Origin of the sequence: Acinetobacter towneri (assembly GCF_001758345.1) — a bacterium.
Lineage (GTDB): Bacteria > Pseudomonadota > Gammaproteobacteria > Pseudomonadales > Moraxellaceae > Acinetobacter > Acinetobacter towneri_A.
On the sequence record NZ_MKQS01000012.1, the window covers coordinates 1 to 23,083 of the forward strand.

A 23,083-nucleotide genomic window follows, 5' to 3' on the forward strand; every position below is an offset into this window, starting at 1 on the left:
TATCAGCTCGTTTTCCAACGGTAATTAGCAAAATAACTACCTGATCATCTTTGACCTGGTAAACAAGTCGGACACCAGCTTTTAATAATTTTATTTTATAGCAGCCTGCAAGATCACCTTTAAGCATATTCTTTGGAATATGTGGTTGCTCTATTACCTTAGCTAATTTTTTCTTGAATTGATCTCGTATAGCACTAGGAAGCTTTTCCCATTCTGCAGTGAAGTCCTTATGACGTAAAAGCTTATAAGTCATCTAATGTGACTTCCTCGAACATCTCTTTAGGATCATTAACACGTTTGCGAACAAGAGCTAATAAATCAGCATCTTCCTCTGAGAGTAAAGCTTTTTGTACTGGAAGCTTTCCAGTCGTAGCAATATATTCAAGAATATTAGTAAAGAACTCAGTAGGTGCAATTCCTTGTTCTTTTAGGATGGAATAAGACTTTTCTTTAAGGGCTTCATCGACCCTGAAATTAACAGTAGCCATCATTTTCCCATTTATTGAATGCATGAGAATATTGTAATGCAATATGCATTACAAAGATAGTTCGTATAACAACCACTATGTTAAATGGATAGTTGTTTAGTGGGAAAATCAAGTTTTTGAAATTTCAAATTGAAGTTTTTTCGTTCAATTAGTAATTGTAATTTATATTCTATTGAATAACTAGGCAGAGTAAAACTTGAAGTGCGACATAAACCACCTAATTAATTTAAAGGGTTTATGGAGTATATAAAATTGTCATACCATCATCTTAACTTTGAAGATCGTACTGCATTAATGCTTGAGTCAAGAAAAGAAGGCTTTTCAGCCAGAAAATTTGCTGAACTCATTAAAAGACATCCTAGTACGATCTATCGTGAGCTTAAAAGAAATAGCATCAATGACGTTTATCAAGCTCGATATGCTTCTGATAACACCTTCGCTAGACGTAGACGTGGTCACAGAAAACTCAAAATCGATTCAATCCTCTGGAAATTTATTGTTGAAGCGATCCGTTGTTTATGGTCTCCTCAGCAAATAGCAAAGCGTTTAAAGACATTTCCTGATTTGGATCAAACAATGAATGTAAGCCATACAACGATTTATTCAACGATACGAGCATTACCAAAGGGTGAGTTGAAAAAAGACTTATTATCCTGTCTGCGTCATGAAAATAAAAAGCGAAAAGCTAACGGTGAACCTAAAAAAGATTCTATATTACAGGATATTAAAACTATTCATGAGCGCCCAGCCGAAGTTCAAGAAAGAAAAATACCGGGTCATTGGGAAGCTGATTTAATTAAAGGTAAAGACAATAAAAGTTCGATAGCAACACTTATTGAACGAAATACACGGCTCTGTATCTTGGCAACATTACCTGATGCAAAGGCAGAATCAGTGCGCAAGGCTTTAACTGAAGCTCTGAAATATTTACCTGCAGAACTGCGTAAAACGTTGACCTATGACCGTGGACGCGAGATGGCAGAACATAAAATACTTGAAGAAGATTTAGGCATAGATGTATATTTCTGTGACCCACATTCACCCTGGCAAAAAGGCACATGCGAAAATATGAATGGTTTAATTAGGCAATATTTACCTAAAGGGATTGATTTAAATCAGGCAGATCAGCATTATTTAAATCAAGTTGCCATGTCACTGAATACTCGTCCTAGAAAAGCGTTAGATTGGCTTACACCATTAGAGAAATTTGCTCAGCTTGTTGATTATCATAAGACTTTTCAAACTGTCGCACCTCATGTTTGAATTCGCCACGAGATGGCAGAACATAAAATACTTGAAGAAGATTTAGGCATAGATGTATATTTCTGTGACCCACATTCACCCTGGCAAAAAGGCACATGCGAAAATATGAATGGTTTAATTAGGCAATATTTACCTAAAGGGATTGATTTAAATCAGGCAGATCAGCATTATTTAAATCAAGTTGCCATGTCACTGAATACTCGTCCTAGAAAAGCGTTAGATTGGCTTACACCATTAGAGAAATTTGCTCAGCTTGTTGATTATCATAAGACTTTTCAAACTGTCGCACCTCATGTTTGAATTCGCCTAGATTCAAAAGACGGCGTACTATATTTACTGGAGCAGGCACGTTTATTACAAGTCAATCATCAGTATGAAGAAAGTTTGAATCATTATAAGCAGGCTTTTGAATTGCTAGATAAACAAAAAAGTCGTGCAAAAATTAGTCTGAGTCGGGTCGGATTTAAAGCACTTTCTATGGTGAGTAATGATTCGGTGGTGCCTTATTTGGTGCCACCTCATGAACAGGTATTGGCACATATTTCTCAAGCCAAAAATTATATTTTTCTAAAAAACCTTGAGGCTGCTGCTGTAGAAATGCGTGTTGCACAGGGTATTCAGCGTGAAATTGAACTGGCGCATCAGGCTGAGTTTGAAAAGAAAAAAGAGAAAAATACAAAAGCAAATGCATCTTCAAATGCCGCATTGCATGTTTTAGATGAGGCATTTGTTGGCTTAGATCCAATTGCGGGCAAGATTAAGAATACTTATCAAAATGCTTATGCTTTTTACATGGCTGCTAACTTGTGGGAAACCTTAGGCGAATATAACGATGCTTTGGTGGATTACAAAAAAGCTTATGAGTTACAGCCTGATGAGCAGATTGCTAAGGATGTAAAGCGTTTAGATCAATTGGTTGCAAAACAAAGTAATAGTAGTGTGCCTGTTATTGTATTTATTGAACAAGGTATCGTTCCACAGAAAGTTGAAAATAAGTTAGATATTCCGACTCCGGGCGGCATTATCAACATTGCTTTTGCAACTTATGAACCTAGCACTTATGTTGCACCTAAAAGCCTGAAAGTGAAGCTGAATAATCGAGTTTTGCAAGACAGTTATGTGATTAGTGATATTGGTGCATTGGCTGTCAAAGACTTAAAAGAAAAAGTCGTTGGAACTTTAACAACCCAAGTGATTCGTGCCACAGCCAAATATGCTGCTCAAAAAGAGCTTGGTAACCAATTTGGTGTTTTAGGGCAATTGGCAGGTAACGTGCTCAATATGGCAACCGAGCGAGCAGATTTACGAGCTTGGACAACTTTGCCAAGTAATACGCAAATTGCACGTCTGAACTTAACACCAGGGACACACAACTTACAGTTATCGTCAGGTAATTTGTCAAGCTCCTCTGTGAAGTTGGATGTAAAAGCCAATGAGACAGTATTTGTTTATGCACATCATGTGAATGACAAAATTACAGCAAGTGTAAGTAGTATTCCACGCCAATAATATTGAAGAGAACTTTATGAAAAATCAGTTAAAACTCGCATTACTCGCTCTTAGTGCTGCGGCGATGGTTGGATGTACAGCCCCTAATGCTTTGTCTACACAGACAGATGCAAATAACGAAGTAAGTATTCGCACCATTACCAATAACCCAGTCTTAACCACTGAGGTATTTGTTGAGCGTGTGGGAATGTCCATGGCAGGCGACTTAAAAAAGGCATCAATTGCCATTAAAAACCGCCGTTTCAATAACAAAGATTTTAGCTACAAAATCGTATGGGTCGATGCGCATGGGGCAGAAGTGAACCCTGAAGGTGCGATTTGGAAACCAATTCAGTTAACGGGTCGAGAGGTGAAGGGCGTGCAATCTTTAGCACCAAATCCATCGGCTGTAGATGTTGTTGTGTATTTAAAGAAATAAGTGAGATAGAGCAATGAATGCAAAGTTAATCATGGCTGTGGTAGCAACTTCTGTTTTGGCAACAGGTTGTGCAACAACGGGTAGTGCAGTGAGTTATGGTGATGCTCAGGCTGTAGAAACTTTAACGAAAGATTTTGGATCGACAGATCTACAAATGATTGCTGCAAAGATGGTGGATGATATGCTGACCTTCCCACCTGTGGTGCAAATGACGCAAACTCGTCGTCCAGTCATTGTACTTGATCGTATTCATAACAAGACACAAGAACATATCGATACAGAATCTATTACAGATACGATTCAGAACAAATTAATTAATTCAGGGAAGTTCCGTTTTGTAGATATGAAATCTGTCAATGCGATGGCGCAGCAACTTGCCTATCAAAAACAAAGCGGCATGGTCAATCAAGCGACTGCAGTGCGTACTGGTGGACATATCGGTGCTGAATATATGCTCAATGGCAATCTATCTAGTATTGTAAAAAATGCAGGTGGTAAGAGCGATGTGTATTACAAGTTCACATTTAAATTGCAGAACTTACAAACTGGCATTGTAGAGTGGACAGGCGAAAAAGAAATCCGTAAGGCAGCAAAGCGCTCAACTTTTGGTCTTTAATTTAATCTGAAAGCAACTGCGCTGTGATAAGCGCAGTTGCTGTTGAAGAATAGAACATGAAAAAAATATTATTTGCAGGCTTATTATCTGGATTATTGTGCAGTCCTGCTTTTGCTGCGATTAAAGAAGTGATTAAAGAGGCAACGGGTAGTGGTCCAACACAACACCAAGCTATTTCTGAAGCATTATTGATTGCAGTTCAATCGGTGAATGGTGCTTCGGTATCGTCACAAATGAATTATGAAGAAACAGTTTCTTTATCTGTAAATAATCAGGGCTGGACATATACGGGTAAAGTTTCACCTGTATTTAGTGTAGCCAATCAAGGTTCGGGTTCTGTCACCAAGTTTCAGGTCTTGAGTGTTTCTGGTGCTAAAAATAATTATCGCGCTAAAGTTCGCGCTCATGTTGTGAAGTTTGAATCTACTGTACAAGATCAACACATGCGCCGTATTGCGGTCTTGCCATTTCAAATGGCAGAAAAAAATAACCGCTTAGCCAGCGGTGCTTCTGCTTCTGAGTTTAGTCAAGAATTATCAGATACTTTAGGTACTTATTTAGCACAGTCAGGGCAGTTAAGTGTTGTTGATCGTCATTACATAGATGAAATGCAATTTGAAAATGACTTCCTGTATTGGGATGGTGCACCGCATGAGTTAGCGCGTATTGGTCAAAAAGTAGGTGCTGATTATTTACTCGTGGGGCGTATTAACGATTTGTCAGTTGCTAGCGGTCAACAAATGTATGGATTAAATGCTGGTGCAGAGCAGGTGCGTTTAACGTGGCGAGTGATTGAGGCGAATACCAGTAAGGTGGTTGCGGCAGGGACTTTTAATCGTACCTTATCAAACTTGATGACACAGAATCTTTTAAATAATAGTTTAAATGATAGTACTGCAGATAAGATTGCCCAAAGTTTAAATCCTGAAATTTTACAGGGTCTTAAACTACACCCTGTGCAATCTTCTAGTAATCAATTTTATGACACCTCTCCAGGTTATGAAATGACGCCCGGTTCAAGTGACCAACCTGTGAAATGGTAAATAATGATTGAGCCTGTTTTAGACCTAAATAAATCCCCCTGAAAATCAGGGGATTTATTTTTTAAGCCTGTTGAAACTTCAATTGGCGTAATTGTTTGGCGTGTTGCAAGGTAGTGTCATTAATTTCAACACCGCCAGTCATACGCGCTAATTCTAAAATACGCGCATCTTCTTCTAATTCAACAATGGTACTGCTAGCAGGGTCGGTCTGACGCTTTTTCACCAAAAGGTGCTGATCAGACTGTGCAGCTACTTGCGCTTGGTGGGTAATACATAAAATTTGAACGTGTTGCGCCAAACCTGCGAGCAAACGCCCCACAATTTCAGCAGTACCACCACTAATCCCGACATCAATTTCATCAAAAACCAAAACTTCAGCTTCAGTTTTTTCGGCATTCATGACTTGCATGACCAAGGCAATCCGCGATAATTCGCCACCAGAAGCCACACGTGCTAATGGCTGAGCAGGAATACCTTTGTTGGCAGTAAACAGTAGTTGAATAAAACTTAATCCCTCTGCAGAAACCGGCTCTAAAGGTTCAAACTTAAATTCAAAATGTGCCTCAGGCAGTGCCAACTGTTTGACTTGTTCGGTCAGTTGTTTGGCAAGTGGTGCGGCTGCTTCACGACGGATGTCATCTAAATGTTGTGCTTTGGCTAAAAAGTCCTGATGTGCCACTTCGACTTGTTCTGCCAAAGTTTCAGGGTCTTCTAGTTCATGTAAAGCAGTGAGCTCAGTTTGCCAAGTATCAAATTCTTGTTTTAATAATTCAGGTTGTGTGCGGTATTTACGCGCTAAACGATGAAAGACTTCTAATTTTTGATTCAGTTCTTCCATGCGTTCAGGGTCAAAGCTTTGACGATCAATAAACTGACGTAAATTGGCTGTCGCATCATCTAATTCACTTTGCGCATTTAACAATGAGTTATAAATTTCTGATAATTGTTCACTGCGCCCCGCATGAGACTCCAAGCGGCGAATAATAGAAGCAATTTCCTGAGTGATGTTTGGCTCGGCTTCGTCTAAAGCATTTAAGCTATAACTGCAGTCCTGCATGATATGTTCATGATGGCTTAGGCGATCAAACTCTTGTTCAATCTCCTTATAATCGATTTGTACCAGTTCTTCGAGTTCTTCGAGCTGTAAGTTTAGAGTTTCGATGCGCTGCTTGCGAGTTGCCTGTGCATCCAGCGCCGCCTGATGCTGTCGGATATTTTTTTGCCAGGTACTATAAGCATCACGTACTGCTTGGGCAGGGGTATAAAAATTATAATAACGATCAAGCCAGTGCTTTGGATAAGGCGGTTCCAACAATTGTTGTTGGCTGTGCTGGCTATATAGCTGTACTAGCAAGCGTCCAATTTCTTTCAGCTCTGACAAACTGCTTGGGCGTCCATTAATCCATGCCTTGCTGCGTCCTGTGGCAAAAATTACCCGACGTAAATGGATTTCACCAGACTCATCATCTAATTCATGTTCTTTTAGCCATTGTGCTTCAGGGCTATTGTCCTGATAACTGAAACTCGCAGTCACATCGGCTTTATCTGAGCCAAAACGCACATAATTGGTATCGGTACGTTCACCTAAACAGGCAGAGAGAGCATCTAATAGTAAGGATTTACCAGCACCTGTTTCCCCTGTGAGAACGTTAAAACCTGTTTCAATATCCAGTGCTAAGTGGTCGGCAAGGGCAAAGTTAATCAGTGTTAAATGAGTCAGCATAAACGCATCCAAGCTGCGAAAAGTGTCAGTGAAAGAGAGTTAAGTTTTGGAAATGCCATAACAAGGCTGTTATTTTCGTCTGTTTAATTCTAGCTTAAATTGCAGCACAAACAACAAAAAATGTACCCGATAAGCATCCTATATAAAACGCAAGATTCGTTGACCATTTCATTTGATAGTCATCAAATTGCAGTATATTCGCTTAGGAAGTTTTTAGATGCTGCCTGATCGGGTGAAACTTAAATGATACACATACTATTTGTGATCTGTTTCACATTCAGATTTAGCACTTTAGTGGGGATGAATCTGCAGAGTACTTTGAATGCCTTTGGCATTGGCTTAGACTATGCCGTTAGCGTGTTGCATACTGCGTATTCGAAACATGATTCAGTTTACGCAAAGCCCACTGTAAACACAGATTGATTAGTTCTGAGGACAGAATTAAACTACATCAGTCAAAAATATAAAAACGCGTTACCTGGAGAATACGCATGTCAGCTCAGTTTGATCATGTATCTGTTGTAAAAAAGTCGAATGTCTATTTTGGTGGGCAATGCATCAGTCATACGGTGCAATTTGAAGACGGTACCAAAAAAACCTTAGGGGTAATTTTACCGACCGAACAAGCCTTGATTTTCGAAACGCATGTGCCTGAACGTATGGAAATTATTTCAGGTGAATGTCGTGTCAAAATTGCCGATAGCGAAGAAAGTGAATTATTCCGCGCTGGTCAGTCATTCTATGTGCCTGGCAATAGCCGTTTCAGCATTGAAACCGACGAAGTGCTTGATTACGTGTGTCACTTAGAAGGTTAATCAAGCGATCAATAGGGTATTAACTGAGTTATCAATTTTTCCTGCTTGAACACTCAAAAGGTCGGAATTGAATTAACAAATTTTCACCTGAATCGGTTAAACTAGATCTGATTGAAATCCTGTGAAGTCAGCTTTGCAGGATTTTTCGTTTTCGCTGGTTTATAGGTGTAATTAATTAGAGGTCGTTCATGGCAAAACCTGAATATTATTATGGCGTTCACTCGGTGGAGTCATTATTGGAGCTTGAGCCAGAGCGAGTTTTAACTCTTTTTACTTTAAAAGGACGTGATGATCAGCGTTTACAAAAAATTTTAGAACTTGCCGAACCATTTGGCATTAGTGTGCAAAAAGCCAGTCGTGACAGCTTGGAAAAACTGGCAGGTTTGCCGTTTCATCAAGGGGTGGTGGCTGCAGTGCGCCCCCATCCAACCCTGAATGAAAAAGACTTGGACACCTTGTTGCAGGCCGATAGTAAGCCTTTACTTTTGGCGCTAGACCAAGTCACTGACCCACATAATTTAGGCGCGTGTATTCGTACTGCTGCAGCCATGGGTGTTGCTGCCGTGATTGTGCCGCGTGATCGTTCAGCAAGTTTAACTCCAACTGCACGCAAAGTGGCTGCAGGTGGCGCTGAAAAAGTTAAATTTATCCAAGTCACTAATTTGGCACGTACTTTGGCACATTTGAAACAAGAATTTAATGTGCGCGTGGTAGGGACAATGCTGGATGAAAAAGCTTTACCAATTCAGCAATTTGATTTTACAGGCACAGCAGTATGCGTGGTGATGGGCGCAGAAGATACAGGTTTACGCCCAATTACCCAGTCACAATGTGATCAAACCGTATTTATTCCAATGGCAGGAAATCTGCAAAGTCTGAATGTTAGTGTTGCAGCAGGCATGACATTGTATGAAGCTTGCCGTCAGCGTCAGGCTTAATTGCTGATTTTTGTATTTGCTATTCTATTGATGTCTTCAACACTGTGATTCGTCTGTCTCCCCAAAAGCAAGGTTATGCTTTGGTATTTGTTACCATGTGCATTTGGGGTGGTTTTACCCTAACTGCTCGGCTGAATGCACAATGGCAGATCAGCGCTTGGGATATTACCGCCTTACGTTTTGCTTTGGCTTTTTGTATTTTAATGCCGATTCTTATCTGGAAAAAAGATACCGAATTTTTATGGAAAAAAGAGCCTTTTATTTTGGCAATGATTGGTGGAGTAGGCTATTGCCTGACTGCGTATAGTGCTTTTCATTATGTGCCAGCTGCTCATGCTGCCATTTTTCTAAATGGTTGTATTCCTGTTTGTACCGCCATTGGGGCTTGGGTATTATTTCGAATACCTTTTGATCGCCATACCTGGATCAGTATTGTGATTATGCTGACCGCCATTGGGGGTATGAGTGCGCTGATGTATCAAGAAACAGGCGTTGCTTTTGGGCTTGGTGACGGGTTGTTTTTCATGAGTGCCATTTGGTGGGGCGTGTTTACGGTTTTATTAAGACAATGGAAGCTCTCTGCTTGGCATGCTATGGCAGGTGTCGCCATTTGGTCGGCGATAGTCTATGTCCCGATTTATTTACTGTTTTTCCCAAAACAACTCAGCACACCCGAACCGATTCATTTATTGCTGCAAACTATTTTTCATGGGGTATTTGTGGTGATCATCGCAACCCTTAGCTATGTCGAGGCAATTAAGCGTTTGGGAGCATTCAAAACTGGCAGTATTGTGACCTTGGCGCCGTTTATCGCTGCGATTTTTGCTGTTCCATTATTAGGTGAGCCGTTGAGTCTAGCAATTGTATGCGGTTTGATAGGTATGGGGTTTGGCGCTTTGCAACCTTGGCGTTGGTGGGCACGAGCTGACACCTTAAAAGCCCAACTTGACGAGCAAAAACAAAAGTCAGATTAATTGGCTTGCTGCATCGCTCGCTTTAAATACTGCGGATGCAATACTTCAAGTTTGCTATACAAATGATCTAAATGCCCATCGTTCAGCACAATATCATTGGCCAGGCGTTGTTTTTCAGCACGTGGCATTTGTGCTTGAATAATTTTATGAATTTGTTCAACCGTTTGACCGTCACGTTGTGAGGCACGGTGAATTTGAAGTGCTTCAGTGGCATCAATCAATAATGTATGTTGGGTCAATTGATGTTGATTGGTTTCAAACAAGAGTGGTGAAACCAAAACCACGTAGGGGCTGTTGGCAGCATTTAATTGTTGGATAATCGATTCACGAATTGCAGGGTGGGTGATTTTTTCAAGTGCTTGTCGTGCACTTGGTTCTTTGAAAATATATTCACGTAGGGCGCGACGATCTAGTTCACCATTTTCAAGTAAAACCCAATCGCCAAAGTGTTGTTGAATTTGCTTTAAGGTAGATTGTCCTTTTTCGACCACTTCGCGTGCAACAACATCTGCATCGACTACAACAATGCCTTGGGTCTCGAACCATGCACTAGCTGCAGACTTGCCACTGCCAATTCCTCCTGTTAGACCCAAAACAAAACGCATGTGCTGTCCTTATTGTCCCAAATATACTTTCATGATTTGTTCGCCCCATAAAAAGGCAATCCAGCCCGCAATGGCGATATACGGACCAAACGCAAAGGGTTGGTTTTCTTTACGCACTTTTAACAGAATAATACCAATAATCGCCCCGACTAAGGACGATAGCAGCACAATCAACGGCAACATCATTGGCCCCATCCATGCGCCTAAAGCGGCAAGGAGCTTGAAGTCACCATAGCCCATGCCTTCTTTACCTGTGACGATTTTAAACAGGTAATACACCACCCAAAGACACAGGAAGCCAATTACATAGCCCCAAATTGCCGACGTCGGCGAAGTATAAATGGCATAGCTGTTGACCGCCAAACCCAGTGCAGCCAAAGGCAAGGTATAACGGTCTGGCAAGAGTTGTGTATCGAAATCAATGAAGGTGAGTGCAATCAAAGTGTAAGTGAGCAGCAAACCAAACAGCATTTGTACGGTTGGGCCAAATACTGCAAGTACAACTAAGGCGCAAACAGCGGTTAATACTTCAACCAGTGGATAACGTATGCTGATCGGGTTTTGGCAGTTGCCACATTTACCGCGTAATACCAACCAACTCAGCACAGGAATATTTTGATACCAATGAATTGGGTGATGACATTTGGGGCAGGTCGATGCAGGTTTACTCAGGGTGATTTTACTTTCATCAATAATGGCTTGTTCAGGATGTAACAACATTTGACAGTCATTACGCCATTCCTGCTCCATCATTTTTGGGGTGCGATAAATTACCACATTCAAAAAACTGCCAATACATAAACTAAAAAGTCCAACTGCGATATAGAGCGCAGTTGGATTTTGAATAAAGTACGCGATTAATTCTTGCATTAAACCACAGAACCCATTTGGAAGATTGGAAGGTACATGGCGACAACTAAACCACCCACTAAAATACCCAAGACAGACATAATCAACGGCTCCATCATTGAGGTTAAACCATCTACTGCGTTGTCGACTTCGTTTTCATAGTGGGTTGCGACTTTATCTAGCATGGCATCTAGCGCACCTGATTCTTCACCAATGGCCACCATTTGTACCGCCATAGAGGGAAATTTATTGGTGACACGCATGGCAAATTGTAGCTGCTGACCTGTTGCGACATCCTCACGGATTTTCATCACCGCTTCTTCATAGACCACGTTATTGGTTGCCCCTGCTGTGGATTCTAAAGCATCAATTAAGGGTACACCTGCAGCAAAAGTAGTGGCTAAAGTACGGCTATAACGTGCAATAATGGCTTTATAAACCAAGTCACCAAAAATAGGCGCTTTCAGTGCCGCTTTGTCTAAGAAGTCACGGAATTTTTTACTGCGTTTTTTAGCTTCCAAGAAACCTGCGATGATGACCCCAATCACAATAATCAGAATAAACCAGTATTTCTGCATCCATTGTGACATGTTCACCACCATTTTAGTGAAGGCAGGCAAGTCTGCACCAAAAGAGCTAAACAACTCTTCAAATACGGGTACGACTTTCACCATCAAAATAATGGTCACAATCACGGCTACCACAATGACCGTTGCAGGGTATTTCATGGCTTTTTTAATTTTTTGTTTGAGTAACTCACTCTTTTCTTTATAGATCGCGACACGATCTAGCATGGTTTCAAGGGCACCCGATTGTTCACCAGATTCAACCAAAGAGCAGAATAGGTTGTCAAAATATTGAGGATATTTACGCAATGCGCCAGCAAAGGTATTCCCGCCTTCCACTTCACCTTTAATGCCTAAAACCACTTCACGCATGGCGGGGTTTTCAAGACCTTCGGCAACAATCTCAAAGCTTTGCACCAAAGGCACACCTGCTTTCATCATGGTGGCAAGCTGACGCGTGAAAATGGTGATGTCTAAGGTCGACACCCGTTTTTTCATTAAGCCTTCAAGAATATTCTTTTTCTTTTGGCGAATCGTCTTGATGGTAATCCCTTGTTTACGTAATGTGACCTTTGCTAAAGCCATATTACGCGCTGGAATTTCCCCTTTTAACTTAGCCCCTTTGCGGTCAATCCCTTCATAAACGAAGGTGGGCATCATCTGTGCTTTTTTGACAGCCATGCGTATTTATCCTTATTTTAAATTTTACAACTATTCACTGGTCACACGATTGACTTCTTGCAATGAAGTCACCCCCTGCATGACCTTAAGTAACCCCGAACGACGCAGATTGTTAAACCCCGATTTTGCTGACGCATCAGCAATTTGGATGGCATTACCATCCTCCATAATAATTCTGGAAATTTCTGGTGTGACTTTCATCACTTCATAAACACCAACACGTCCTTTATAACCTTCACGGCATTCAGAACAGCCTACAGGTTGATAGACCTGAAATTCTGGATTGCTCAAATCGGCTTCAGTGAAGCCCATTTCCAATAAACTTTGTCTTGGAATGTCAGAAGGTGCTTTGCAATGCGGGCATAGGCGTCGTGCCAAACGCTGCGCAATGACGAGGTTCACCGAAGTTGCAATGTTAAAGGAGGGAACGCCCATATTGCGTAAACGCGTTAAAGTTTCTGGTGCACTGTTGGTGTGTAGGGTAGATAAAACCATGTGACCTGTTTGGGCTGCTTTAATTGCAATTTCTGCAGTTTCAAGGTCACGAATCTCACCCACCATGACAATATCAGGGTCTTGACGTAAGAAAGATTTCAGAGCGGCTGCGAAGGTTAGGCCCACTTTATTGTTAACGTTAACCTGATTGATACCTTCTAAGTTAATTTCCACTGGGTCTTCGGCGGTGGAAATGTTGGTATCTTCTCTGTTTAAGATATTTAAGCCTGTATATAGCGATACCGTTTTACCCGAACCCGTTGGACCTGTAATCAGTAACATGCCTTGCGGTTTCTCTAAAGCTTCCATGAACAATTCTTTTTGTTCTGGTTCATAACCCAAAGCGTCAATCCCAAGCATCGCACTAGATGGGTCAAGAATACGCAGTACAATTTTTTCACCGAACAAGGTTGGCAACGAGTTCACACGGAAGTCGATGGACTTGTTTTTAGATAGTTTTAATTTAATACGACCATCTTGCGGTACACGTTTTTCAGAAATATCCATTTGGGACATCACTTTTAAACGTGATGCCAAGCGGTTGGCTAACTGTAAGGGTGGTGTGGCAATTTGACGTAATACACCATCGACACGATAACGCACTCGATAGGTTTTTTCATACGGTTCAAAATGTAAGTCCGAAGCGCCCATGCGAATTGCATCAATCAGTAATTTGTTGATGTATTTAACAATTGGGGATTCATCACCCTGCGGTTCATCTTCTGCAGCTTGTTCTGGTTCGCTATTGCCATCTTCAAAGTTGAGATCGAAGTCATCATCTTCAAATTCAAAGCTAGATTCGTTGGCAAAGTTCTGTTCAATCAGTTTTACCAATTTGTCATGTTCAACTACAATGGCTTCAACATTCATTTTACTGTTGAAACGAATTGCATCCATTGCTTCGATATTGGTGGGGTTACTGGTCGCAACGTAAAGCAGGTGATTACGCTTAAAAATAGGCAGTAGACAATATTTGCTGAACAGTTTTTCATCGATGCCTTCACGCACAATCAAAGCGGAATCATAGACACTCAAGTCAAAAATAGGTTCACCAAACTCATTGGAAATTTTTTCAGCAATCAGCAGAGGTGAAATATTTAAGTTCTGAATGAGATAGGGAACAATATCTACTTTTTCTTTGTGAGCAGCCATAATGGCGGTTTGCATAGTCTCAGCAGAAACGAGCCCGTCTTCGACCAAACGTCGAATAAAACCTGTGAATTTAGGTGTAGCTTGTTGTACTGACATTCCCCAACGTCCTCAAAATCAAGATTGTTTATAATTGGTATCTTTAAAATTATACTTTTGTTGCACAAAAATACCATATCTGAAAGTGCTGTCACCACCTAAGTATCGCCTAAAAGCATGAACCAGTTACATTAATCTGCTAAAAAAATTGTAAGTCCTGCCATGAAAAGATACTTCATGCAGCAGTTTGATGCAAAGCTTGCACAAAAAACTCAGCAGAAATGTGATTTGCGTGTAGAATGTGCGCGATTAAATGAATTGTTTTTGCAGGTTATTCTATGTCGGCTACGACGATTAAGCCTTGGGTGGTTGGCAATTGGAAGATGAATCCGATGCGTGCCGATGCTCAGCAACTTATTTCTGAATTTAAAAAATTATTACAAGACAGCCCTGTAGAGGCTGAAAAGTGTCATTTGGGGATTGCACCTGTCACTTTGGCTTTGACACAAACTCAAGCTGCTTTGAGTGAAGCAGTACGTCCTGTCTATACCGTTGCACAAGACCTGTCTCGTATTGCGGGTTTGGGTGCATATACGGGCGAAGTCAGTGCAGAATTGCTAAAAGACAGTCAAATTGATTATGTATTGGTTGGGCATTCAGAACGTCGTGAACTATTTGCAGACACACCAAGCATTTTGAATGAAAAAGTTAAAAATGCCTTGCAGGCTGGTTTGACTGTTATTTATTGTGTGGGGGAAAGTCTGCAACAACGTGAAAGTGGTCAGGCAGAGCAAGTTGTTTTGCAACAAATTTGTGATATTGCTGCCGTGGTTGACGCTGAGCAATGGCAACAGATTGTAATTGCCTATGAACCTATTTGGGCAATTGGCACAGGCAAGACAGCATCACCTGAAGATGCGCAAACCATGCATGCAAAAATTCGTGAAGGTTTAAGTCAAATCACCGCTTATGCTGTGACTCTACCGATTTTATATGGTGGTAGTGTAAAACCAGAAAATGCCGTAGAGTTAGCAGCCTGCCCAGACATTAATGGTGCTTTGGTCGGTGGTGCATCTTTAAATGCAGCATCGTTCCATCAAATTGCGCAAGCCTTTGCAAATACACAATAATGAGGAGTTCAGCATGCAAACATTTGTGCTGGTAGTACATATTATCTTAGCCATTTTAATGATTGGACTAATTTTGGTTCAGCATGGTAAAGGTGCAGATGCAGGCGCTTCTTTTGGTGGCGGTGGTGCGGCAACCGTATTTGGTGCGTCAGGCTCAGGCAACTTTTTAACGCGTTTAACTGCAATTTTGACAGCGTTGTTTTTTGCAACGAGTTTAACTTTAGCGGTGTTTGCCAAGAAACAAACCACAGGTGCATATAGTTTGCAGACTGTGCAAACGACTGCCCCTGCACAGCCAGTATCGCCTGAAACTTCACCAACTGCGCCTAAAAGCGCTGAATAATTTTATTTAGCACTTTCTTTTTTCGCATGATGCGACTAGAATGCGTCACAGCTGCGGTGGTGGTGGAATTGGTAGACACGCTACCTTGAGGTGGTAGTGCTTTCGGGCGTGGGGGTTCAAGTCCCCCCTTCCGCACCAACTTATAATCCAGAAAACATAAGTTGGTGTTAAGCAGCAAATCTGTTGATGCGGGATGGAGCAGTCTGGTAGCTCGTCGGGCTCATAACCCGAAGGTCGTTGGTTCAAATCCAGCTCCCGCTACCAATCAATCCTAAGCTTTTGGTAAATTAAGCGTGGGCGACTTAAATTTTTTTGGGTTGAGATAAGTATTTACATTTTGTTGCGGGATGGAGCAGTCTGGTAGCTCGTCGGGCTCATAACCCGAAGGTCGTTGGTTCAAATCCAGCTCCCGCTACCAAAATCTGACTAAGGTGCAACTTAAGTCAGGCAAATATGAGAAGTTTGATTGAAAACTTATTCATTTTTGTATATAATTTTTTGCACGTTGATGCGGGATGGAGCAGTCTGGTAGCTCGTCGGGCTCATAACCCGAAGGTCGTTGGTTCAAATCCAGCTCCCGCTACCAAGTTTCTAATGCTGTGGTACGTTAGTTTTAGTTGATTGAATTCAGCACAATAAACTAGCAAAGATGGTTAGATTTAGTCTAATCCCCACAGCCAAGTTTCTAAAGAGGCTCACAACTAGGTGGGCCTTTTTGCACAGTGGATATAGGTTTTACTGTGCAAGAATAGGGGCGATTACGCCCTTTTTTATTGGCTATCGTGTAGTGTCGATACAAGCCGTGCGCGGCCTAAAGTCAAAGTGTCATGTTTCACTACTACTATAGTTTGTATGAATGTGTAGTGGTCAAATAAGACCATTGAACCGCAGCAGAATGACGAGAGTAAATGAAGCTATCAAATAAAACTCAAGCACTTCAGGACTTAATTGCGCCAGCAGTGCAAGCATGTGATGTGGATCTTTGGGGAATCGAGTTTATTCCACAAGGTAAGCGTTCTTTGTTACGTATTTATATCGACAAAGCTGTCGATGAAAATGCAGAACCTGTCTTAAATGAAGATGGCGAATTAGAGCAAGGTCGTGGTATTGGTGTGCAAGATTGTGTACGTGTAACCCAGCAAGTTGGTGCAATGCTTGATGTGCATGATCCAATTTCAGGTGAATATGCACTTGAAGTGTCATCACCTGGTTGGGATCGTCCATTTTTCCAATTAGAGCAATTGCCTGCGTATATTGGGCATACTATTGCGTTACGTTTAATCAGTGCTGTAGAAAACCGTCGTAAATTTCAAGCGAAATTGGTTGCTGTAGATCTGGAAAATGAAACCATTCAGGTCGAAGTGGAAAAACAGCAGGTATTGGAGATTGACAGTCACAATATTGATAAAGCAAACCTGATTTACCAGGATTAACCAAATTAATAAGAATCTGAACGAATAGGTGACTTATGGCACGTGAAATTCTTACCGTCGTTGAAACGGTTAGTAACGAAAAAGGTGTAAGTCGTGAGGCAATTTTTGAGGCGCTTGAACAGGCTCTTGTTGCTGCGACGAAAAAGAAATTCTATGAAGGCACAAACTCAGAAGAAGCACGCTTACGTGTGGAAATTGATCGTAAAACAGGTGACTACAGAACTTTCCGTCAGTGGGAAGTGGTGGCAGATGAAGATCATGAAATGCCTGCATGCCAAGATGCAATTTCTGATGTAGACCCTGCACAATGGTCAATTGGTGATATTCGCGAACTTGAAGTTGAGTCAATTGACTTCGGTCGTATTGCTGCGCAAATTGCCAAGCAAGTGATTGTGCAAAAAATTCGTGAAGCAGAACGCGCGTTGGTTGCAGATGCTTATGAAGCTAAAGTAGGCGAGCTGATTTACGGTGAAGTGAAAAAGCAAACCAAAGATGGCTTTATTATTGATTTAGGCGACAATGCAGAAGCATATTTGGCGCGTGAAGAAATGATTGCCAAAGAAATTTTGCGTCCTAAGCAGCGTGTGAATGCAATTTTGTACAGTGTGAACCGTGAAGGTCGTGGTGCTCAATTGTTGTTGTCACGTGCTAAGCCTGAAATGCTGATTGCTTTGATGAAAAAAGAAATTCCAGAAATTTCTGAAGAAATCATCGAGATTAAAGCGGCAGCGCGTCAGCCTGGTGTACGTGCAAAAATTGCAGTAAAAACCAACGACCACCGTATTGACCCTGTAGGTGCATGTATTGGTATGCGTGGTACACGTATCCAAGCGGTACAGCAAGAGTTAAATGGTGAGCGTATTGATGTTGTGGTGTGGTCTGATGATCCTGCACAATATATCGCCAGTGCTTTAGAGCCAGCCGATGTATCGGGTATTGTGATCGATGAAGAAGAACGTACTGCTGATATTATTTTCGCCACTAGCGATCAGTTAGCGCGTGCCATTGGTTCACAAGGTCAAAACGTACGTTTAGCCTCTGAACTCACAGGTTACAAGCTGAACATGATGCTTGAAGAAGAGTATCACGCACGTCAGCAAAATGAAGCGCAACAATACTTGGACTTGTTTGTTTCACGTCTAGACATTGCTGAAGATTTGGCGATGGCATTGGTAGAAATGGGCTTCACTTCATTAGAAGAAATTGCGTATGTTCCTGCGGAAACATTTGACGAAATTGATTTAGATGAAGAACTTGTTGAAATGTTACAAAGTCGTGCCAAAGAAGTGGCTTTGGCAGATGCATTGCAACAGCAAGAAAATATCCAAGATCCGAGTGAAGAACTTCTAGCAATGGAAGGCATGACACAAGAGATCGCTTATGCGCTTGCCGCTCGTGGTGTCATTACAGTTGATGATTTAGCTGACCAAGCGACTGACGATATCGAAGATATTGAAGGTTTAGGTACAGAAAAAGCGGGTCAATTGATTATGAAAGCGCGCGAATCATGGTTTAACTAGGAGGTAATATATGACGGACAAGTCGATTAAAGAGTTAGCGCTCAGTGTAGGTCGTCCAGTTGAGAAACTCCTGGAACAGGTTCGTGACGCAGGTTTACCACAGCGTAATGCTGACGATATTATTTCCACGGAACAACAAAGTACCCTAGTGAACCATTTAAAAAAGGTTCACGGTCAAGAGGGTAAAGCAGGACAAATCACGTTGAAACGTAAAACCACCAGTACCGCTAAAGTGGCAAGTACTTCGGGCAAAGCGAAAACGATTAATGTACAAGTTCGCAAAAAGCATACATTTACAAAGCCTGATCCTGAACAGATTAAAGCGGAAGCACTGGCAAAAGCACAGGCAGAAGCAGCTGAAAAAGCGCAAGCAGAACAGCAAGCCCGTGCCGTGACAGAAAAGAGCAATGCAAAAGCAGATGCGCCTCAAGCAGGTGCTGTAAAAGCGAAACAAGCTTTAGATGCAATGCGTGCAGCAGCGAAGCAAGAAACAGCTAAGCAAGAAGTTGCGAAAGCTGCGGTTGTGGTGAAACGTAAGTCAACCAACAAGCCAATTGTGAAGCAAGCAGTAAAAGTCACTGAAACACCTGAGCAAAAGAAAGCGCGTGAAGCGCAAGCAGCTCAGTTGAAAGCGACTGAAGAAGCGGCACGTCGTAAAGCGGCTGAAGAAGCACAGCAACGTACGCTTGAGCAAATGCGTCAGATGGCATCTAAATACTCAAATGAAGATGCCACCGCGACTATTCGTGTTGTAGATGATTCTCCATTGGCGGCTGGTCTTGTGGGTCAGGCATATGAAGATTCATTTGCTAAAGAAGACCGCGAAATTAAGCGTGGTACCAGTACCACTAATACACGTTCACCGAAAAAAGGTGGTCGTCGTGGTCAGGAAGAGCAATCTTTCAGCCAAAATCCACATAAACGCGGTTTGAAAACGAGCCAAGCCAACAAGCACGGCTTTGAAAAACCAGTTAAAAAACAAGTGTATGATGTTGAAATTGGTGCAACGATTGTGGTTGCTGACTTGGCTGCAAAAATGGCAGTTAAAGTCCGTGAGGTGATTAAATCACTCATGAAAATGGGTGAGTTAGTTACACAAAATCAAGCGATTGAGCAAGAAGTTGCGGCACTTGTGGTTGAAGAAATGGGTCATAACCCAGTTTTAGTATCGGATACGCAAGCTGAAGATAACTTACTTGAAGCAGCTGAAGAGGCACGTGGTGTTCAAACAACACGTCCACCAGTGGTGACCATCATGGGTCACGTTGACCATGGTAAGACGTCGTTACTTGACCGTATTCGTCGTGCCAAAGTGGCTGCAGGCGAAGCGGGTGGTATTACCCAGCACATTGGTGCATACCACGTGCAAACCGAGAAAGGTATTATCACTTTCTTGGATACACCGGGACACGCAGCGTTTACCGCAATGCGTTCACGTGGTGCGAAAGCAACAGATATCGTGGTATTGGTAGTTGCTGCAGATGATGGTGTGATGCCACAAACTGCAGAAGCCATTGACCATGCGCGTGCAGCGGGTACGCCAATCATTGTTGCCATTAACAAAATGGACAAAGAGTCAGCTGATCCAGACCGCGTATTGAATGAATTGACCACTAAACAAATCGTACCTGAACAATGGGGCGGTGACGTACCTGTCGCAATGGTTTCAGCGCATTCAGGTCAAGGTATTGATGAACTTCTTGACTTAATTTCAATTCAAGCAGAAATGATGGAATTGAAAGCATCTGAAGAAGGTGCAGCGCAAGGTGTGGTGATTGAAGCGCGTGTAGATAAAGGTCGTGGTGCAGTGACTTCAATTCTGGTACAAAACGGTACTTTGAATGTAGGTGACTTGGTACTTGCAGGCTCATCTTATGGCCGCGTTCGTGCCATGACTGATGAAAACGGTAAGCGTATTAAATCTGCAGGCCCTTCAATTCCAGTTGAAATTTTAGGTTTACCTGAAGCGCCAATGGCGGGTGATGAAGTTCTTGTTGTAAATGACGAGAAGAAAGCACGTGAAGTTGCCGATGCGCGTATGGATCGTGAGCGTCAAAAACGTCTTGAGCGTCAAAGCGCGATGCGTCTTGAAAACATCATGGCATCTATGGGCAAAAAAGATGTTCCATTTGTCAATGTGGTCTTGAAGACAGATGTACGTGGTACTTTGGAAGCCTTGATTGTTGCCTTGGGCGAGTTGTCCACCGATGAAGTACGTGTACGTGTGATTGGTTCAGGCGTAGGTGCAATCACCGAGTCTGACGTTACGCTTGCAGAATCTTCAGAAGCTGTATTACTGGGCTTTAACGTACGTGCTGACAATACTGCGCGTCAAAAAGCCGATGCGGATGGCATTGACATTCGTTACTACAGTATCATCTATCAATTAATTGATGATGTGAAAGATGCAATGAGCGGTAAGCTTGCACCTGAACATCGTGAAACTATTTTGGGTGTTGCAGAAGTGCGTGAAGTGTTCCACTCGAGTAAGTTTGGGGCAGCCGCAGGTTGTATGGTACTTGAAGGCGTACTTCACCGTAACAAACCAATTCGCGTATTGCGTGATGATGTGGTGGTATTCCAAGGTGAGCTTGAGTCACTTCGTCGTTATAAAGAAGTGGTCGAAGAAGTTCGCGCAGGTATGGAATGTGGTCTTGCAGTGAAAGGCTATAAAGACATCAAACCACTTGATAAGATTGAAGTGTACGATGTTCAATTGATTAAACGGAGTCTTTAATGGCGGGTAGTCAACGTCTGAAGCGTATGGCGGATACAGTACAGCGCGAGCTGTCAGAACTGATTCGCCAAGAGCTGAAAGATCCACGCCTAGGTGGTCTGGTGACCATCTCTGCGGTGAAGGTGAGCCCAGACTTAGGATATGCCGAAGTGTACGTGACCGTCATGGGACGTGAATTAGGCGATGAGCAAAGCGAAGCGGCAAATAAAGAAACCTTGGATGTGTTGAATAAAGCATCGGGCTTCTTGCGCCATGAGTTAAGCCGTCGTATTAAGACACGTATTACCCCACGTTTGCGTTTTCACTACGATAAAACCAATGCCTACGGTAACTATATGTTTGGTTTGATTGCAGAAGCGGTAAAAGATTTACCTCCTGCAGCACCTAAGCAAGATGAAGAATAACTCAGTAATAAAAAATGCCACCTTCGGGTGGCATTTTTTTGTCTATCAGAATCAATGAATGTTTATCTATCATGTTTGAGCTTTTGCAATGTAAGCAAGATCATATGGGATACGATGCTTTTTTTTGCTCTACACCAAATCATCATTAGATTTTTTTTCGTAGCGACGTAAATTACGACGTTGGCGTTGCCACGGTAATGGACGATCTAAGGTTTCAGGCACATTACCACTCATCGAACGTAAACGTAAATGAAGTGCGGCCTGCGCCATTAAATTGGCAGAAACAGGTGCGGTAATAAATGCAAATAGGGTGATTAAGACTTCTGGAAAGCCAAATCGTCCTTCAAATGCCGCATAAATAATGGCTGCAATTAAGAAACTGCCTAGTCCTAAAGTGCTGGATTTTGTAGGGGCATGTAGTCGCATAAATAAGTCGGGCAGGCGAACCATGCCGATGCCGCCCACCAACATGAAAAAGGCGCCAATGATTAAAAAGAATGACACTAAAATTTCCATGAATAATTGCATGTTCATTCTCCTTAATCAATCACATGACCGCTTGTGAAATAACGCGCCAGTGCAGCAGTAGATACAAATCCTAGCATCGCCACCAATAATGCACCTTCAAAAAAGGAGGTGGTACTCCAAAAGATACCCAAAACTACCACCAAGCAGGTTGCATTTAAAAATAAGGTATCCAAGGCTAACAGGCGGTCCACAATTGAAGGGCCAATAATCAGACGGTATAAGCACAACAACATGGAAAGTGTAATCGCAACCATGCAGATTCCAAGTGCATAAGGCAGAATCATCATTGCTTTTCTCCTGACTGCGCATCAAAAATTTCAATCAGTGGTTTTTCATAACGATTTTTGATGTCTTGAATATCTACACTTTCATCTGTAGTGTTTAAGGCATGTACCAAAATATCACCACGATCTTGGTCGATACCAGCCGTGACAGTACCAGGTGTGGTGGTAATGATCATCGCCAGAATACTGTTGACCTGTTCGTGCTGTGTTTCGAGAGGGACACGGAACCATTTTGGCTGCATGCGATCTGTTGGGCCAAGCACCAGTTTTGCGACACGAATATTACTAATCATAATATCCCAGACCACCACAAAGAATAAGCGAATGGCTGCAGTCCAGTTGATGTCTGGTGTACGTGTGATAAAGKGCTGGATCAATTTGGGAATTAATAGTGCCAAAACCAGTGCCATCAACAGATTTCCTGCAGAAACACTATGCGCCAACATCAGCCAACTCAGTGCCACCAATACAGATACAAACGGGTGTGGCAGCAGGTTGTCCCAAAACGAAGTTTTCGGTCTCGTTTTTTGCAT

At 42.1% G+C, this 23,083-nt stretch carries 24 protein-coding genes, 4 tRNA genes and 1 pseudogene; 19 read left to right on the forward strand and 10 right to left on the reverse strand.

Annotation, left to right across the window (positions count from 1 at the left end):
- The coding region (locus BJN41_RS07650; RefSeq protein ID WP_070154355.1) for a type II toxin-antitoxin system RelE family toxin at positions 1-253 on the reverse strand (253 nt) is incomplete at its 3' end.
- On the reverse strand, positions 243-488 hold the full coding sequence (locus BJN41_RS07655; protein ID WP_070154357.1) for a type II toxin-antitoxin system RelB/DinJ family antitoxin: 246 nt from the start codon (positions 486-488) through the stop codon (positions 243-245). The genes BJN41_RS07655 and BJN41_RS07650, both read right to left, overlap by 11 nt.
- Positions 489-782: 294 nt before the next feature.
- Here BJN41_RS07655 and BJN41_RS07660 point away from each other — a divergent pair, with 294 nt between their 5' ends.
- From BJN41_RS07660 to BJN41_RS07685, 6 genes and pseudogenes are all read left to right on the forward strand, one after another.
- Positions 783-1,751, forward strand: coding sequence for an IS30 family transposase (locus BJN41_RS07660; protein WP_014538385.1), 969 nt, complete (start codon positions 783-785; stop codon positions 1,749-1,751).
- A 9-nt stretch (positions 1,752-1,760) separates the two neighbouring features.
- Positions 1,761-2,051 (forward strand): annotated as a pseudogene (locus BJN41_RS15390) (IS30 family transposase); the annotation flags it as partial.
- 84 nt (positions 2,052-2,135) lie between these two features.
- Positions 2,136-3,260, forward strand: a complete 1,125-nt coding sequence (locus tag BJN41_RS07670) for a hypothetical protein (RefSeq protein ID WP_227515225.1) — start codon at positions 2,136-2,138, stop codon at positions 3,258-3,260.
- 16 nt (positions 3,261-3,276) lie between these two features.
- Complete coding sequence (locus BJN41_RS07675) at positions 3,277-3,678, forward strand: DUF1425 domain-containing protein (protein ID WP_019836090.1); 402 nt, start codon at positions 3,277-3,279, stop codon at positions 3,676-3,678.
- A 13-nt stretch (positions 3,679-3,691) separates the two neighbouring features.
- Entirely contained in the window at positions 3,692-4,294 is a 603-nt protein-coding gene (lpoB, locus tag BJN41_RS07680; RefSeq protein ID WP_004975849.1) for a penicillin-binding protein activator LpoB, read from the forward strand.
- Between the two features lie 56 nt (positions 4,295-4,350).
- Positions 4,351-5,337 (forward strand): CsgG/HfaB family protein, encoded by a 987-nt coding sequence (locus BJN41_RS07685; RefSeq protein WP_019836089.1) that lies wholly within the window; start codon positions 4,351-4,353, stop codon positions 5,335-5,337.
- A 61-nt stretch (positions 5,338-5,398) separates the two neighbouring features.
- On the opposite strand, the gene recN is transcribed toward BJN41_RS07685, so the two are convergent.
- Positions 5,399-7,060, reverse strand: a complete 1,662-nt coding sequence (gene recN, locus BJN41_RS07690; RefSeq protein WP_070154359.1) for a DNA repair protein RecN — start codon at positions 7,058-7,060, stop codon at positions 5,399-5,401.
- A 491-nt stretch (positions 7,061-7,551) separates the two neighbouring features.
- On the opposite strand from recN, the gene BJN41_RS07695 reads away from it, so the two are divergent.
- The 3 genes from BJN41_RS07695 to BJN41_RS07705 all read left to right on the forward strand — a co-directional run bounded on the left by BJN41_RS07695 (position 7,552) and on the right by BJN41_RS07705 (position 9,787).
- The gene (locus BJN41_RS07695; RefSeq protein ID WP_019836086.1) at positions 7,552-7,875 is read left to right on the forward strand and encodes a pyrimidine/purine nucleoside phosphorylase; all 324 of its coding nucleotides are present in this window, start codon (positions 7,552-7,554) and stop codon (positions 7,873-7,875) included.
- Positions 7,876-8,063: 188 nt separating this feature from the next.
- A complete protein-coding gene (gene rlmB, locus BJN41_RS07700; protein ID WP_070154361.1) occupies positions 8,064-8,813 on the forward strand; it encodes a 23S rRNA (guanosine(2251)-2'-O)-methyltransferase RlmB in 750 nt (249 codons plus the stop codon).
- A gap of 53 nt (positions 8,814-8,866) precedes the next feature.
- Complete coding sequence (locus tag BJN41_RS07705) at positions 8,867-9,787, forward strand: DMT family transporter (RefSeq protein ID WP_171257430.1); 921 nt, start codon at positions 8,867-8,869, stop codon at positions 9,785-9,787.
- Here BJN41_RS07705 and coaE read toward each other — a convergent pair.
- From coaE to pilB, 4 genes are read right to left on the reverse strand one after another with little or no spacing between them, the layout of a single operon-like run.
- Positions 9,784-10,392 carry a dephospho-CoA kinase gene (gene coaE / locus BJN41_RS07710; protein WP_070154362.1) on the reverse strand — a complete coding sequence of 203 codons (609 nt, stop codon included), beginning with the start codon at positions 10,390-10,392 and terminating at the stop codon, positions 9,784-9,786. The genes BJN41_RS07705 and coaE overlap by 4 nt on opposite strands.
- 9 nt (positions 10,393-10,401) lie before the next feature.
- Complete coding sequence (locus tag BJN41_RS15980; protein ID WP_070154364.1) at positions 10,402-11,262, reverse strand: prepilin peptidase; 861 nt, start codon at positions 11,260-11,262, stop codon at positions 10,402-10,404.
- Positions 11,262-12,488, reverse strand: a complete 1,227-nt coding sequence (locus BJN41_RS07720) for a type II secretion system F family protein (protein ID WP_019836082.1) — start codon at positions 12,486-12,488, stop codon at positions 11,262-11,264. The genes BJN41_RS15980 and BJN41_RS07720 overlap by 1 nt, the downstream gene beginning before the upstream one ends.
- A gap of 30 nt (positions 12,489-12,518) precedes the next feature.
- Positions 12,519-14,231: a type IV-A pilus assembly ATPase PilB gene (pilB, locus tag BJN41_RS07725; RefSeq protein WP_070154366.1), complete on the reverse strand. Its 1,713-nt coding sequence runs from the start codon at positions 14,229-14,231 to the stop codon at positions 12,519-12,521.
- Positions 14,232-14,509: 278 nt separating this feature from the next.
- Between pilB and tpiA the strand changes: the two genes are divergently transcribed.
- The 10 genes from tpiA (at position 14,510) to BJN41_RS07775 (ending at position 21,738) form a co-directional block, all read left to right on the forward strand.
- Positions 14,510-15,301, forward strand: a complete 792-nt coding sequence (tpiA, locus tag BJN41_RS07730) for a triose-phosphate isomerase (protein WP_070154368.1) — start codon at positions 14,510-14,512, stop codon at positions 15,299-15,301.
- A 13-nt stretch (positions 15,302-15,314) separates the two neighbouring features.
- A complete protein-coding gene (gene secG / locus BJN41_RS07735; protein WP_004975868.1) occupies positions 15,315-15,644 on the forward strand; it encodes a preprotein translocase subunit SecG in 330 nt (109 codons plus the stop codon).
- 53 nt (positions 15,645-15,697) lie between these two features.
- A tRNA-Leu gene (locus tag BJN41_RS07740) sits at positions 15,698-15,782 on the forward strand.
- 49 nt (positions 15,783-15,831) lie between these two features.
- A tRNA-Met gene (locus BJN41_RS07745) sits at positions 15,832-15,908 on the forward strand.
- A 77-nt stretch (positions 15,909-15,985) separates the two neighbouring features.
- Positions 15,986-16,062 (forward strand) — tRNA-Met (locus BJN41_RS07750).
- A 91-nt stretch (positions 16,063-16,153) separates the two neighbouring features.
- Positions 16,154-16,230 (forward strand) — tRNA-Met (locus BJN41_RS07755).
- Positions 16,231-16,552: 322 nt separating this feature from the next.
- Positions 16,553-17,077, forward strand: a complete 525-nt coding sequence (gene rimP, locus BJN41_RS07760) for a ribosome maturation factor RimP (protein WP_019836080.1) — start codon at positions 16,553-16,555, stop codon at positions 17,075-17,077.
- A gap of 35 nt (positions 17,078-17,112) precedes the next feature.
- On the forward strand, positions 17,113-18,597 hold the full coding sequence (gene nusA, locus BJN41_RS07765; RefSeq protein WP_019836079.1) for a transcription termination factor NusA: 1,485 nt from the start codon (positions 17,113-17,115) through the stop codon (positions 18,595-18,597).
- A gap of 10 nt (positions 18,598-18,607) precedes the next feature.
- Positions 18,608-21,334: a translation initiation factor IF-2 gene (gene infB, locus BJN41_RS07770; RefSeq protein ID WP_019836078.1), complete on the forward strand. Its 2,727-nt coding sequence runs from the start codon at positions 18,608-18,610 to the stop codon at positions 21,332-21,334.
- On the forward strand, positions 21,334-21,738 hold the full coding sequence (locus BJN41_RS07775) for a ribosome-binding factor A (RefSeq protein WP_019836077.1): 405 nt from the start codon (positions 21,334-21,336) through the stop codon (positions 21,736-21,738). The genes infB and BJN41_RS07775 overlap by 1 nt, the downstream gene beginning before the upstream one ends.
- Positions 21,739-21,867: 129 nt before the next feature.
- Here the strand turns inward: BJN41_RS07775 and BJN41_RS07780 are convergent, their stop codons facing one another.
- The 3 genes from BJN41_RS07780 to BJN41_RS07790 are packed head-to-tail and all read right to left on the reverse strand — an operon-like array spanning position 21,868 to position 23,083.
- Positions 21,868-22,266: a Na+/H+ antiporter subunit G gene (locus BJN41_RS07780; protein ID WP_070154369.1), complete on the reverse strand. Its 399-nt coding sequence runs from the start codon at positions 22,264-22,266 to the stop codon at positions 21,868-21,870.
- Positions 22,267-22,277: 11 nt separating this feature from the next.
- Entirely contained in the window at positions 22,278-22,553 is a 276-nt protein-coding gene (locus tag BJN41_RS07785; RefSeq protein WP_070154371.1) for a monovalent cation/H+ antiporter subunit F, read from the reverse strand.
- Entirely contained in the window at positions 22,550-23,083 is a 534-nt protein-coding gene (locus BJN41_RS07790) for a Na+/H+ antiporter subunit E (protein ID WP_070154373.1), read from the reverse strand. The genes BJN41_RS07785 and BJN41_RS07790 overlap by 4 nt, the downstream gene beginning before the upstream one ends.